Origin of the sequence: Stenotrophomonas sp. SMYL41 (assembly GCF_036319965.1) — a bacterium.
GTDB lineage: Bacteria > Pseudomonadota > Gammaproteobacteria > Xanthomonadales > Xanthomonadaceae > Stenotrophomonas > Stenotrophomonas maltophilia_R.
On sequence record NZ_JAWIRX010000007.1, the window covers coordinates 1 to 14,912 of the forward strand.

2 protein-coding genes and 1 pseudogene are annotated in these 14,912 nt (G+C 64.1%); all 3 read right to left on the bottom strand.

Features of this window, described 5'->3' with window-relative positions; translation table 11 throughout:
* Nucleotides 1-2,194, bottom strand: a pseudogene (locus V3B30_RS09870) (hemagglutinin repeat-containing protein); the annotation flags it as partial.
* Nucleotides 2,195-3,116: 922 nt separating this feature from the next.
* Complete coding sequence (locus V3B30_RS09875) at nucleotides 3,117-3,665, bottom strand: hypothetical protein (RefSeq protein ID WP_262084564.1); 549 nt, start codon at nucleotides 3,663-3,665, stop codon at nucleotides 3,117-3,119.
* Nucleotides 3,662-14,905: a hemagglutinin repeat-containing protein gene (locus V3B30_RS09880; protein WP_262084565.1), complete on the bottom strand. Its 11,244-nt coding sequence runs from the start codon at nucleotides 14,903-14,905 to the stop codon at nucleotides 3,662-3,664. Before V3B30_RS09880 ends, V3B30_RS09875 begins: the two co-directional genes overlap by 4 nt.
* Nucleotides 14,906-14,912 lie beyond the last annotated feature (7 nt).

The following is a 14,912-nucleotide window of genomic DNA, read 5'->3' on the forward strand; positions in this document are numbered from 1 at the left end:
TATCGCGTTGCGCTGCGCTAAGTGCATTAAATGCTTTTTTATCGTCGGTTGACAGGCCATCGTAGTATGCCTGGGTTGCCTTCTTGCTCTGATAGGCTTGAACGTCCCAGGCAATCTGCTGGCTGGTGGCCATCACCGTCCCCGCCGCAGCCGCCATCGCCTGCTGGTCCGCCAGCAGCTTGCTCGCATCCGGCAATGCCTCCAGCGCACGATGCGCTCCACTGGCGTCGGTATTGATGCCCAGCTCAGCCGCCGACGTCTGCTTGCCACCGATGGTGATGTTGCCCTCGGTCAAGGTGGCAAGGGTGGAGCTGCTGTCGCTGCCCTTTTCCATCATCGGCAGGCCCGGACCACCTCGGGGTGCGGCCGTTCCCGGCTTGGGCGTCCAGCCATCCATCTGCCCGCCCGCACCACCACTGATGCTGCCGGAGCTGGCCGTGTAGTCCATGTGGTTCTGCAGGTCGGTGAACGACAGCGAGTCCGTAGTCAGTTCACTGTTGCCCGCATGGGTGCTGGCAATCGCACCACCCACCAGATTCACGTGGCGGGCATCGACGTGGTACCCGCCACTGCCGGCAAACAGGCCGCTCTGCTGGCCAACACCCTGATAGCTGCCGCTGGCCCTGCCTGCACTGGCGTAACCGTCGGCATTCCACGCGGTACCGAACGACACCTGCACGCGGCCACCCACCTGGCTGTTCCTGGACATGCTCTCGGCGATGTCCTGCAGCGACTCGATCGTCAGCGTGCCGCCGGTCTTGACGTCGATGCGGTCAGCGGTCGCCGTGGCGCCACGCAGGGTGGTATCGCCCTCGGCCTTCATCGAAATGTTCTTGCCGGTCAGCGTGGTGTTCTGCCAGGTGCTGCTCTCGGCATTGGCCTTGCTGCTGCCAACACTGGCTTCGGCGTACACGTACACGCCGGTCTGCGCGCCTACAGAGACCCCCACGCCGACTTCGGCACCTGCATTGCTGCTCTTGCTGCGGTCGGCCACATGCGCCTTGCCAGCTTCCAGCAGGATATCTCCGGCCGAATCCAGGCTGAGCGTGTTGCCTGCACTCAAATTGCCCTGCACCACATGGATGTCGCCCTGGGTGCTGGTCAGGTTCACGTTTCCACCACCCTGGATGGTCGAACCACGCGACACCCTGCTGCTGCCATCGGCACTGCTGTTGGCGGTCTTGAAGCCGATGCCTGCTTCAGCACGGAACAGTTCGCCACTGCCGCCACGGCCGGACAGTGCCGAGATCGCACTGGCTGCCTGGTACGCGTTGGCGCCCGCCGCCATGCCCTGCATCTTCTGCAGGCGATCATCGGACTGACGGGCCGCGTCCACGTTGTTGATCAGGTCGATCAACGGCGACTTCACCCGCGCGAACACGCCGATCTTCAGGTCCTTGTCGCTCTGCGAGTAGTGACCGCTCTCATCGGCGGTCAGCAGCTCGATTTCGGCGGCGGTGATGTTCACGTCCTTGGCCGCCACCACGTTGCTGGCCGTCTGCGTGTACTTGCCACCGGCGGTCAGGTTCACGCTGCCGCCCAGACTGCCGATGCTGCTGGCCACCTGTGACACCTGCGCGCTTTCGTCCTGGTGCTGCTCGCGGTGCCAGCCGGAGAACTTCTCGGTATCCGATATCTGTACCGTGCCGATCGCCTTGCTGTCCGACGTATTGGCGTTGCTGACCGTATCCTGCCCGCTGCGGACCAGCAGATCACCGGCCGCACGGATGCTGACGTCTTTCTCGGCGGCGATATTGGCTGCGGTCAGGCTGATGTTGCCCTCGGTGGTGGCCATGCGCACGCCGCCGCCGACCGACAGCTGCGTGCCGGTGATGGTGTCACTGCTGCCGCTGCCCTGGCTCTGCGAGTTGTTGGTACCGAACGGCAGGCCGCTGGTGTTGTTGGCAAAGCCCCAGCCCTTGCCGCGGCTGCTGCTGTCGCTGCGCTCGGTGTTGTGGGCCACGTCGAACACGATGTCCTTGGTGGCCAGCAGCACAGCGTTGCCCTCGGCCGACATCTGCGTGCCCTGGCTGAGGATCGAGCCCCCATTGGCAATCAACGTGAGATCGCCGCCTGCAGCCAACTGGCTGACGCGGGCATCACTGGTCGAATGGCTCTGTTCGCTGTTGGTGCGCTGGCTGCCGGCAGTCACCACGGTCGAAGTCGTGGCCGCGCGCAGGCCGGAGGCTGCGCCTTATATTCATAAGGTATATCGCCACGTGAAGCGAGGTGAAATCAGGCTAGGAGCTGCGACCGGGTTGTCGGGCGTTACGGGCAGCAGGCCCCGGGAAGACCAGATTCTTCCCGAGCCTTGCTGCATAGGTACTCTCGAACTGGAAGGAGAGCACAAAGCGGAACCCGCACGTCACGGCGTAGCACTTGATGAAGCACACAGGACTCCATCTGAGGTCGTACCTACTTCTTGCTCATACGCGGCTTGCGGCTTGCTGCATCCAGCCACTGTCAAATGGCCCACCCTGTATCAGTGCCGACCCATGCTCCTGCTGTTTCACCAGATATAAACCGTCGCGTGCATCAAGGCATCACAGGCGCCTCCACGGAAATTGACTCCCAAGATGGAGCAATTGAATTCTCCTCAAGATAGGTTTCAAGATCCCGGAACGGAGAAACGCCGATGTCACTCAAAGAAAACCATACAGCATCACATTCGTCGCAGACAAAAATCTGAGCCACACTCTCCTTGACGCGAGCCTCAAGTATCTCACCTTGCTCACAACGCGGACAAATCACGAAACACCTCACTGCACGGGATACGCAGACATTATTTTATTGGCGCCAGGCTTAACAATAATTCTTATGTTCTTCTCGCCGGCAGTGCCAATCACTCGCCCCATTGGGACGATGAACGTCCCCGGATCTCCAGGCACCGCACGCCCTTCATCCTCCAAGCCTCGTCGATAAGAGAGATCAACTTGGATCTATCCTCAACGAAAACCGAATGCGTGGCCTTTGCGGGGTTTTGAACCGTATGTGCCAATATGTACTTGATACGATTTCCATGTATAGAGCCCATCCCGCAGCATCCCGGCCATTGAGGTGCGCTTGCCTGTCAAGCGCGGCTTTTCACGAACTCAATGCAACGACCAGAAACACCCTCAAGCCACAACGCAGATTGCAGTCACGACCTGCTCCGGCTCATCCTCGAGCGGCACACCCCAACCGGAAATTTCGAGGACCCCGTAATCACCTCCGCTACAGAACCACTCCTCCGCCTCATCGAAATGCAACTCGCTAAAAACAAGAAAATCAGAAACCAGACTACCCAGGCCAATTGATCCTGCCGCAAGTCCACGATAGGACTTACGTGCAACAACATCCCACGGCATCCCCAATGCGTAAACCTTGAGCGCCCGCACAACCCAGCCCTCGATCGTAATAGAGAGCGCAGCCATGTCACCAGCGCGATCACCGCCAGGCAGGGAGAACAGGAGCCCGCCATTACCGTGCTCGTCAGGACCATATCTTTCCAGACGAAGATCAGGCCCGCCCTCAAACCTGTACAGCTGAGCATCCGCGTCAATCAGATATGCGGCGAGAACCGCGTCCAGATCACCGTATGACGCATGCAGAGGTATAGCTGCCATCGATACACCAGGAACAATAGGTGCATCCCACGCAATGGAGAAACTAATGGAGATATTCATTCTGGAATCCAAGTATTCGTTGAATGATTAAATTTAACTTTCTGACCCTGCGGATTCAAGTATATCGTATTGTTGTCGTAAATCGGATCACCGGGACCACGGAACTTAGGACGGTACCCCGAAGGATCAATAACCTTAACCTTACTCCCATCGAAATAGGTCAACTTGTAATATTCCCCAACGTGCACCGATTTTTGCGCCGACCCTGCTGTTGAGGGACTGTATTGAATCTCTCTGATGCCCGTTGCCCCGCCGCTAACCCTATATACCTGAGCATTGCCAGAGCTATTCGCTTTCGCAGGAATTCGCACCAACGTCGCACCATCCATACTAAATGACTGCCGAATCAGATCAATTGACTTTCCCCATATATTGGCTGGAGCCTTAAGAATATCCCTTGGAATTCCCGCCTGCCCCGCCAAACTTTCGCGCAACCCAACTCTTGCGGTCGCTGAACTTGCAGGCACCATCCTGCCCTGCGGCATCCCGGCCAATCCGAGGGTCATCGAAACCGCAAGATCCTGCCAGTACTCGCCACTGGTGAAGATGTTGGACATATCACCAAACGCTTGGCCGAAATTCCCTCTCAAGCCGTGTGAAAAATAGGAACCCAGATCCAATGCGTAACCAGGCGTCATGCCCCAAAGCGGCGGAGGCAGTCCAGATACAACGAAATCGTTGTACTCATCCTTCTGCATGATGAGCCGAGGAGTTCCGTCTGACTCTGTCAGCGTGAAGCTGACAGTCTCGCCAGTTTCCTTGTTCTGATTCGCTATGACTTTATAGGCAACCTCATCACTACTGTCGGAAATAACAACCGCCTTGGTGTTGTCCGACATCTCAAGAATGGTGGAACAGCCTCGCACAGCGGGGTTTGCCTTGCAGACATCCAGAGCTTCCAGGTACTGGTCCCAGTGCATCTGACGGTTGAACTGATCTCCCAGCAGCGCCGTGCCCGAACCATCGGTACCACCCACGACCCCGCCCAGCGCAGCACTGGCGAGTTCGATCAAGCTGTTGAACTCACCACTTCGCGGATCCATGCCCTGGCCTGTGAGGAAACGCGTCATTGCCTCCTTGGCCAGCGCTGCACCGGTGGCACCCGCAGCGGCGCCACTAATATCGCCGCCACTCAATGCCGCAACGGCAGCGCCTGTCAGGCCATGCAGCAGGACCTTATTGCGCCCGCTTTCACCCCACTCGCTGATCCGCCGCAGCGCGTCGGCCTCGGCCTCGGCATCACCATTGGCGCGCGCAACTTCCAGGTCCACCTTGGCCTGGGCACTCTTCTTGGAGGCCAGATTGCCAACGGCCTTGAAACCGATCTCTCCCAGGATATGCGTGAGTTCCTGCCGCTCCTGAACCTTCTTCTCGTCAAAGATGGGCGCAAACCCGTTGGCGTTGTCCAGACTGGTTACGCCGCGCTGCAGGTCTGCCAGCGTGCTGCTGTCTCCGTTTCTAATATCGATCGTGCCGTCGGCTACGCCGCTCCGCGTGGTGGTGCTCTTGCGGTCACCCGTTGGCAGGCCCGGCATCACCGACGGGTTGAAATTGAACCCGTCCGAGGGGCTCCCACCGCCGCTGGTACCGCCACTGATCGATGCAGAAAGGAACTCCGCCCGGTTCTTGAGATCCTCAACCGTCAAGCTACCCGTCGACAGCAGATTCTTCGACGGATCCGCGGTACTTGCGATGACGGCTCCGGCCAGATGCGTGTTGCCCCCAACCTGCAACTGGAAGCCCCCATCACCAGCGGCGATTCCCGTCTGCTCACGGACACTGCGGTAGTCACTGTCAATCAAGGCGGCGCTGCCGCTGGCACTACCCTCGAAGCCATAGCCAATCGTGGCTTCACCTTTTGCCGCAAGCTGCTGACTCTTGTATCTATCCGTGTCCTGCTCTGTGCGCACCGCCAGATTGCCCGCCACTTGGCCAATCACCTGGTTGGCAACCAGCTGTGCGCCCTGCAGAGTCGTGTCTCCACCACTCGCAAACGTAAGGCGATCCCCGGCCTTGATGATACTTTCGTTGTGGACGGTGCCGTTCCCGTCGGCCTTGCCACGCGCGGCATTGGCGCCAACATACACACCGATCGCTGCACCGCCGCCGCTGCTTCCACTGATCGCAACACCGATCTCTCCACCCTGGGACTGGTTTCTGCTGTCCTGGGCGTAGCGATCCTCGCTGCTTCTGATCATCAGATCCTTGGCCGCCGCAAGATCTACGTTGCGACCCGACACGCTACTGCCCACCACGGTCAGATCACCGCCCGTGGCTGCGATCACCACATCGCCATCACTGTGCAATGTGCTGCCACGATGGGTCGTCTGCTCCATCGTCGTTTCCGACTGGGATCGCTGGGTTCCTGCGGTCACCCGGACGTTCAATCCGGCGCCGCCACCTCCATCGCCCGACTGCTGCCCCGCAGCCTGGGCCACAGCGATTGCCCCCTGGGCCGCCTTGTACGCATAGAGCGCCTTGAGGCGATCGTCTTCGACCTCGTCTGCGCGCTTGGCTAAGGCGTACACGGCGCGTGCACCTTGAATCGTATCAACGGTCGCACCGCCCACGGCGACGTTCAGACCTGACTGCCTGAAGTAGTTCCTGTCGTTGTACTCCGAGTGCTGTTCTGCTGAATCGATGCGTACATCCTTGCCAAGCAACGTCATTCCGTTCTTGGAGAGAACATCGGATCCGCCGATGTGCAGCGTTTCTCCCGCCGTTAGTGTCACGCTGCCCAGCGCGCTGCCGACGATGCTTCCTTCCGCGACCGTTTCGGTCAGGGAGCTGCTGTTGCCGGCACTTCGGCTGCCGAAGGTAACTCCGAAGCTGCCATTCATCCCCCCAAGCAGCCCGGACTTCTTGCGATCGCTACTGTGCTGTTCGGAATGAATGGACTCCGCAGCAACAATACTGAGATTGCCCTTGGCGGCCATCACTACATCGCCAGTGGCCGCAATCTTGGCGCCCTCGGCTGTGATGTCACGACCTGCGCCGATGCTGATCCGCTCACCCGACAAAACCGTGCCAACGACCAGGATGTCTTGGGTCGCATCGTGCGTTGCGGTACGCGTAGTGGACGTTAGTCCACGCTTCTTGCGCTGGGTGTCTTGCTCCCAGGTGTGCTCTTCCTGCGCGGATGTCAGATTCACATCACGGCCAGCACCAATACTGATCGCGTCCTTTTCGCTTCGTACCTCCGCGGCTACCAGGTTCGCATCGCGGCCTGCACTGAGTGCGATTCCGCCGTCAGCAGACAACTGGCTACCCCGCACCGTCTCATCACGCTGGCTGACCTGCAGCGAGCTGCGCTTGCCTGCATTGGCAAAATCGCGGCTCTCGCTGTCCACCAGCGCCTGGCTGTTGATGTCCCCACCGGCCTGCAGTGCCAGGCCGCCCCCCGCCTTGATCTGCGCGGCGGCCAGGGTGATGTCCTTGCCAGCGGCCAGCACCACATCGCCAGCGCCCTGTACCGACGAGGCAGCGTGTGTCGTCCTGCTGCTGCGCTGGTGGTTGCGCTCATCGAAGGTGGCGTCGCGGCGTTCTTCCAGCGCAATAGCGCCAACATCCAGATTGCCGCCTGCGGCCAGCTGGGTCAGGCCGTCAGTGCCAGCGTTGCGGAGCTGTGCGGCCTGCAGGCTGATGTCCCCGCCAGCCACCACCGACAGCATGCCGTCGCCACTGGGGTTGGTTACATACAGGCCGGCGACCCGATCGATGCGATTGGTTTCGTACTGGTAGGTGCCACCGCCCCGCTGTGTCTCCACCGTGGAGGCCACCGAGACGTTGCCCGCCGCCTTGACCGACAGCGCATCGGTGGCCGTCACGGCGGCACCGACAACGCGGATGTCCTTGTCCGACGACAGCCCGACGTACTGGCCGGAAATGCTGCCGCCCAGATGCTCGATGTTGCCGGCATCGATGGTCACCAGCTTGCGGCCGGCGATATTGCCGGTGTTGACCAGGCCATTGCCCAGTTTGATATCGACATTGGCGCCGGCCAGCAGTGCACCGTTGCCGTCCAGGTCGCCCGGTCGCAGGCGCAGGTAGACCTGCGGCACCAGCGCGGTGGTGGTGCTGCCATCGGCCAGGGTGACGGTCTGCTCGACCAGCCAGACGATGTCACTGGTCAGCTGTGCCATCTGTGCTTCGGTCAGCGCCACGCCAGGGCGCAGGCCCCATTCGCTGGCCACCGTGGCACCGGCCTCCAGCAGCGCGCGGTACTGCGCCTCGTCACTGGCGTAGCCGTCGAGGAAGCGTCGACCGGTCAGCTGGCCGATCTGCTCGCGCACCAGCTTCTGCTCGTAGTAGCCGTCACCCAGGCGCTTGTGCACGGTATCGGGCGAGTAGCCCATCTGACCCAGCAGGTGGTCCGAGCTCAGCCAGGTCTTGTGGTCGGTAAAGCGCGGATCGGTCTCGACCAGGTAGTGGCCACCGTTGGGATTGACGTTGAACAGGCTGGCGCTCGGCGCGCGCGTGTCCGGTGCGCCCATCGCGATCCGGTCCGGCGATCCACCACTGGCCGCGACCACGCGCGGCCCGGAGCTGCTGCTGTTGCCGCTCACGCCGCCGACGCTGCCGCCCTGCTGGGTGCCGGCGGCATCGGCCGCCTGTGCCAGCGCGCGTTCGGCACCGGTGCCGGTGGACTGGCCGGGCCCCTGCGCACCGCCGTGGCCCGGCCCATCCGGCAGGGTCTTGGGACCCTGCACGTTGAGGTTGGCCATGGCCGAACCGTTCTGCACGTTCGGCGCGTTTCGTCCCTGGTTGAGGTTGCTCAGGTCACCGACGTCGATGCTCAACGAGCCGCCGCTGACAATGCTGCCGCCAATTTTACCTGTCACCTCGGAAATGGCCGGCGTGCTCCAGGTCATTACGTCACCGCCGAAGGTATGGCTGACGTTGGAGAACTGATGCGTGCGATACAACGTGGCCGCCAGGTTTTCCACCTTCGCCGCGCCGCTCAGGCCGACAATGTCCAGATCGCCGCCGGCGGCGATGCTGCCGTAGTGGTTGCGCAGGTCATCGGTGCGGATGCGCATCGCGCGCCCGGACCGGATGACCGCATCGGCACCGACGCCCGGCTGCAACACATCTTCGGTCACCGTGCGCGTGGCCAGGCGGTACTGCTCGTTGGCACTGGTTGAATTGCCGCCCGCAAACTGTGGGCTGGTCAGAATGCGGTCGGGATCGTAGTCCTTGAAGGTCCACAACTGCACGCAATTGGTCGTGCAGGTGCCATACGCCGAGGAATAGGTGAGTCTGTCATCGACGTAGCGGAATGCCGGCGAATCGGGATGCAGGGTGCTCAGCTCGGCAAAGGGATCGTCGGCACCACCGGCAACCTGGTCCGGATTGACCTGGTTGTCCTGGCGGCCGACGTAGTACATCACCACCGTGCCATCCTGCAAGTTCAGGCGCGATCGCTCTCCCAGCGCGGCATACAGTCCACCACGCCCGAAGAAGTACGCGCTGGTCTGCGCGGTCAGCCGCACCACGGCACGGTGCACGGTGAAGCCGTCCGGCGTGATGTGCGGTGTGTCCTCCAGGATGTCGGCCGGGTTGAGGTAGTACACCTCGTGCGCGGAGTAATGGCTGGTACTGCGGATGTTCTCGGTAGCGTTCTTGCCGTTGCGCCACCATGCGGGCCGCTCCATGCGCACCGGGGCATTCACGGTCGTGGCCTGTGTGATGACCACGTTCTCGCGGATGTTGTTGACCACCTGCGCATCGATGGACAGGGTGCCGGTCACATCGATGACCGAGCTGATGTTGTCGATCCGCCCGGCAATGCCGCTGGCGATCCGGTCGGCCCCCAGCGATCCACCGATGGCCGCATCACCGCCGCTGTAGATCAGGCCCTTGCCGGTGTTCTGCAGTTCGCGCACGCCCAGGTCCAGCCGCTCGCGTGCGGCCACGGTGCCGACGCGGGTGGCACCACCGGCCTCTTCGGCGCGGTTCTTCAGCACGCCGGTGGAGATCGCTACGCGATCGCCGTAGATGCGCCCGGTGCCGAGATTGTCGATCTCGCCGGCCTCCAGGTGCGTCAGCGCGCCATCGATCAGGCCGCGGTTGGTCAGCTGGCCACGGGCGTTGAGGTGGGTCGTGCCCTGGCTGGAGATCTCACCCGAGGCAGCATTGGTGATGTTCTGGGCGTTGAGGTCGAGGTTGCCACCGCGCACCACACCCTGGTTGTCGAGGTCGCCGGACAGGTTCAGCGACAGCGTGCCGTTGGCGATCCATTCGCCACGTTGGCGCATGCCCTGCTGCAGGGTGAGGCCGAGGTCACGCTGCGCATGCACCTGGCCGTCTTCGCTGAGCGCACGTGCCACCAGGGTCTGGCTGCCGTCGGCCCGCAGCAGGCCGCCACTGTTGGCGACGTTGTCCGCCCGGCTGTCCAGGTTGCCGCCGGTGCTGATCACGCCGCCGGTGTTCTGCAGCTGGCCGTTGATCTGCAGCCGCGCCCCGCCATCGGTGACGACCTGGCCCTGGCTGTTGTCCAGCCACTGCGCGCCGAACTGCAGCTCGCCCGCCTGCAGGCCGCGGGTGCCATCGCCACCGCGGGTATTGCGGTTGTCGACGCTGGCGGCGGTGAGGGTCAGCAGCTGGCCGGCGGCGATTGCACCGGCAGCGTTGTCCAGGTGCCCGCTCAGGGTCAGGTCGAGATTGCGCCCGGCCTGCACGCGCCCCGCGCCGTTGGCCAGCGTCGTGGCCTGCAGCGACAGGCCTGCCGCGCTGACAAGCGTACCGCCGGCGCTGTTGTCGGCACTGGCCAGCAGCAGCCGCGCATCGCCCTGCGCGTTCAGCGTGCCACCGCGGTTGTCCAGCGCGCCTCCTTCCAGCTGCAGCTTGCCCGCCGCCAACAGGCCGCCACTGCTGGCCGTGCTGCGGTTGTCGATGGCTTGCCCTGTGGTATCGATCAGCAGATCGGCGGCCGACCGCACCCGGCCACCCTGGTTGTCCAGCGCACCGCTGTGCACGGTCAGCGCACCCTTCTGCGTACCCAGCGTACCTGCGCTGTTGTCCAGCCGCTGGCCGCGGGTATCGACGGTCAGCTGGCCACCCAGCAGCGTGCCGCGCTGGTTGTCAAGGCCGTTGGCCTGCAGCTGCAGCAGCTCGCCGGCCTGCATCGCGCCATCGCTGTTGTTCACGCCTGCAACCGTGGTCAGCAGCAGGTCCTTGCCTGCCACCACCGTGCCGTGCCGGTTGTCGAGGCTCGCGGCGTTCAGCGTCATCGCACCAGCGCTGGACAGCAGCCCCTGGCTGCCATTGTCGAGGCGACCGTCGATGCCCAGTACCAGCTCGCTGCCACCGGCGTGGATGGTACCGCCGAGGTTGTCGAGGCTGGCGGCATTGAGCGTGCCCGCGCCACCCAGCAGGATGCGCCCGCCCTGGTTGTCCAGTGCCTGGCCGATGGCCAGGGTGGAACGGCCGCTGCCGGCACCCTGCAGGATGCCCTGCGCATTGATCAGCTGCCGCGCGGAAACGTCGAGCACGCCATTGCTGGCCAGCGAACCGCCGCGATTGTCCAGCAGCCCCTGTACCCGCAGGCGCAGCGCCTCGTCGCCGGTGGCAGTGAGTGCACCTCCGGCCGTGATCAGGCTATCGGCAATGACGTCGATGCGTCGCGCCGAGGTGGTCGCCTTCGACAGGTCAAGCGTTTTGCCCTCCAGCACCAACGTGCCATTGCTGAGCACGCTGCCGCTTGCACCCAGCAGGGTCTGCGCGAGCACCTGCAACCGGCCGCTGCCGGCGTGCTGGATCTTGCCTGCGCTGTTGTCCAGCGCCTGCGCCTGCAGCGTCAGGTCACCATTGCTGGCCAGCGTGCCGCCGGCATTGCCCAGCGTGGTGGCATGGATGCGGCTGGCACCCTCGCCACTGGCGACGATGCGGCCACCGGCGTTGTCCAGCGTTCCGGCCTCGATGTCGAAGCGATCCGCCCCCAGCGTTGCGTCGCGATGGTCTACCTCATCCGCGCGCAGGGTGAGCGTAGCCGCAGAGACCAGCGTGCCCTTGCTTCCATCCAGGCGGGTCGTGGTGATATCCAAGCCCCGGTTGCCGGCGTGGCGGATGGCACCGGCGGTGTTGTCGACCCGCGCGGCAGCAATGGTCAGCCGGTTGGCATTGCTGGCGATGGTGCCTTCATGGTTGTCCAGCGTACCGTTGACCTGCAACGTGCTGCCGGCTGTACCGGCAGCACTGAGCGTGCCCTTGCGGTTGAGCAGTTCACCGGCCTGCACATCCAGGGCACCGTTGCCTGCGATCGTGCCGCCGCTGTTGTCCACGCTCTGTGCCACGAGCAACTGCAGTGCATCGCTGCCGGTGGCGCTGAGGTTGCCGCCGGCGTTGTCCAGGCGTTCGGCATTGATCGCAATGTGCTCTGCCTGGGTGATACTGCCGGCACCCAGCACCAGCTCGCCGCCATCGAGCGTCAGCGTGGACTGGCTGAGGATCCGCCCCGCCGCGCCCTGCAACGCATCGGCACGGATCTGCAGCGTGCCGCTGCCGGCGTGTTCGATTGCACCGCTGCGGTTGTCCAGCCGCGCCGCCTGCAACAGCACGTTGCCGCTGCCCGCCAAGCGGCCGCCATCGCGATTATCCAGCAGTTCGCGGGCCTGTACCTGCAACAGGCCGCTCCCCGCAGCAAGTACCTTGCCGCCCTGGTTGAGCAGGCTGCCGACGTGCAGCTGCAACTGGCCGTTGCCAGAGATCGCACCGGCGCTGTTGTCCAGATCGTCGCGCACGGTCAGGGTCGCGCCCTGGCTACCAGCCGACTGCAGCGTGCCCTTCTGGTTGTCGATGCGGCCCGCATCGATGCGCAGGCCCGCATTGCCAAGCACCTGCCCGCCGTTGTTGTCGAAGGTGCCACGTACCTCCAGCGCCAGCTCGGAATTGCTCAGCGAAACGATCTGGCCACCGGCGTTGCGCAGGCCGTCTGCCTGGATCTGCACGCGCTGCGCCGAGGTGGTGCCGCCACTCACATCCAGCTGGCCACCGGTCAGCGACAGGTCGCCGTTGCTGAGCAGGCGGCCTTCGCTGCCACGCAGCGTATCGGCGTGAACACGCAACGCGCCGTTGCCTGCCTGCTGCAGCAGGCCCTTGCTGTTATCCAGCGTGGTCGCCGAGACGGTCAGTTCACCATTGCCGGCCACGGTGCCACCGGCACTGTTGTCCAGCATACCGGCCCGCAGCATGCTGCCCTGGTTGCCCAGCGACAGCAGGCTGCCGCCGCGGTTGTCCAGCGTGCCGGCGGCGATCTGGAACAGCGCTGCGCTGAGCGTGCCATTGCGCACGTCCGCGTTGCCCACCGTCCAGTCCAGGCGACCGAGCGTGCTCAGGCGACCGCCGGCACCGGTCCAGTTGCCCGTGGTCAGCGACAGGCCGCCGTTACCGGCATGCTCGATGCGGCCACCGGCATTGAAGACCCGACCTGCCCCCAGCGTCAGGCGCTCGGCATTGGTCGCCAACAGGCCGCCCTCGTTGTTGAACGCGCCTTGCACTGTCCATGCCGACTCGGCACTGCCGGCATGGCGCAGCTCGCCTGCCCGGTTGTCCAGCGACTGTGTCTGCAGCTGCAGCGCACCGGCCACACTCAGCGCGCCCTTCTGGTTGGACAGCGTGCCCAGCTGCAGCGCAGCGTCACCGTGCACCTGCAGAGTGCCGCCATCGTTGTTCAGATCGCCCGTGGCGCGCAGCGAGGCCACACCAAGGCGGCCTCCGCTGTTGTCCAGGCCATTGCCCGCAACCAGCGAAACACGACCGCCGTTGCTGATGCTGCCGCCGTTGTTGTCGAGCGTGCCGGCGATGTCCAGCACACCGGCGGCCAACGGAACAGCCGGCGTCACCGGCGCACCGCCTGCGCCCGTACCCGGAGTACCCGTACCGGGCATGCCGGTTCCGGGCGTACCGGTACCTGGCGTTCCACCGCTTCCCGGCGAGGTGCCACTGCCAGGGGTACCACCGGTGCCGCCCGACGCCACCGCATCCAGCGCACCGATCAGGCCTTCACTGCGATTGCTCACGCTGCCAGCGGTGAGGCTCAACGCCTGCACGCCGGCCTGCTCGATGGCGCCGCCACGGTTGCGCAGGGCCTGCGCCTGCAGCTGCAGGCGCTGTGCATTGAGCTTGCCGCCACTGTTGTCCAGCGTGCCGCCGGAGATGATCGCCGCTTCATGCGTGGCAGCGATGGTGCCGGCATTGGCCAGATCCCCGCTCGCCTGCACGCGCACGTTCTGCAGTGACTGCAGCGCGCCGGTGTTCTCCAGCCGGCCGTCCACCGTGACCACGAGTTCGCCGGCCTGCGCGCCAATGCTGCCGGCATTGCGCACGCCCACGCCGTGCTCGTTGCCGACCAGCCAGATCTTGTTGGCGAACATGCCGCCCAGCGCGCCCACGTCCAGCGCGAAGGTCGGCGCTTCGCCACTGGCCGCGCTCGCGCTGGCCTGGCTGTGGTCGGCGCTGACCACGTTGCTGCCCAGCGTCGCCTGCAGCTGGTTGGCCCAGATGCCGGCATTGACCTTCAACGAACGGGTGATCAGGTCGGTGTAGTCGGCACGACTGGCATCGAGGCCATCGCCGTTGACCTCGATTGCCCCAGCACTGACCCGATAACCTTCCAGCGAGCCGCTGCCGCTGAACATCGGGGTGCCGGTGGTCAGGGTCACCCGGCTGGCATTGAGGAAGCCCCCCCCGTTGACCTGGATGCCGGCCGGATTGGCGATGATCACCTCGGCGCGCTGTCCGGCCACTTCCACGTAGCCATTGAGTCGGCTCGCCGGGCCGTTGACCTCGTTGAGGATGACCCGTGCGCTGCCGGTGGCCAGCCATGGATTGCCCTGCACCCAACCGCCCAGCTGCGTCTGCACCTGGCCACGCGCGTTGTTGAGGATCACGCCCTCGCGGCCGACATCGAACTGCGAGTAACGGTTGCGCGAAACACCACCGGCCGACGGCGTGGTGATGTTGACCATCGGCACACCGTTCGGCGCGGTGACCACGGTGGGACGCTCACGACCGGGCGCATTGGGATCGGACGCGATGTGGCCGACCGATTGCGCCGCAGCCACGGGTACCAGGCTGACCCATCCCAACGCGCACATCAGCGCGAAGCCAAGCGGCGACACGGCCGCCGTCTGCCGCCCGGCAACCTGGCCGACCAGCCCACCACCGCCTTTCACCAGTTCCGAGGCGACCTGCCACACGCGCAGCGCGCGGTTGAAAACCAAGCGATAGATGCTGTTCATTTCACGA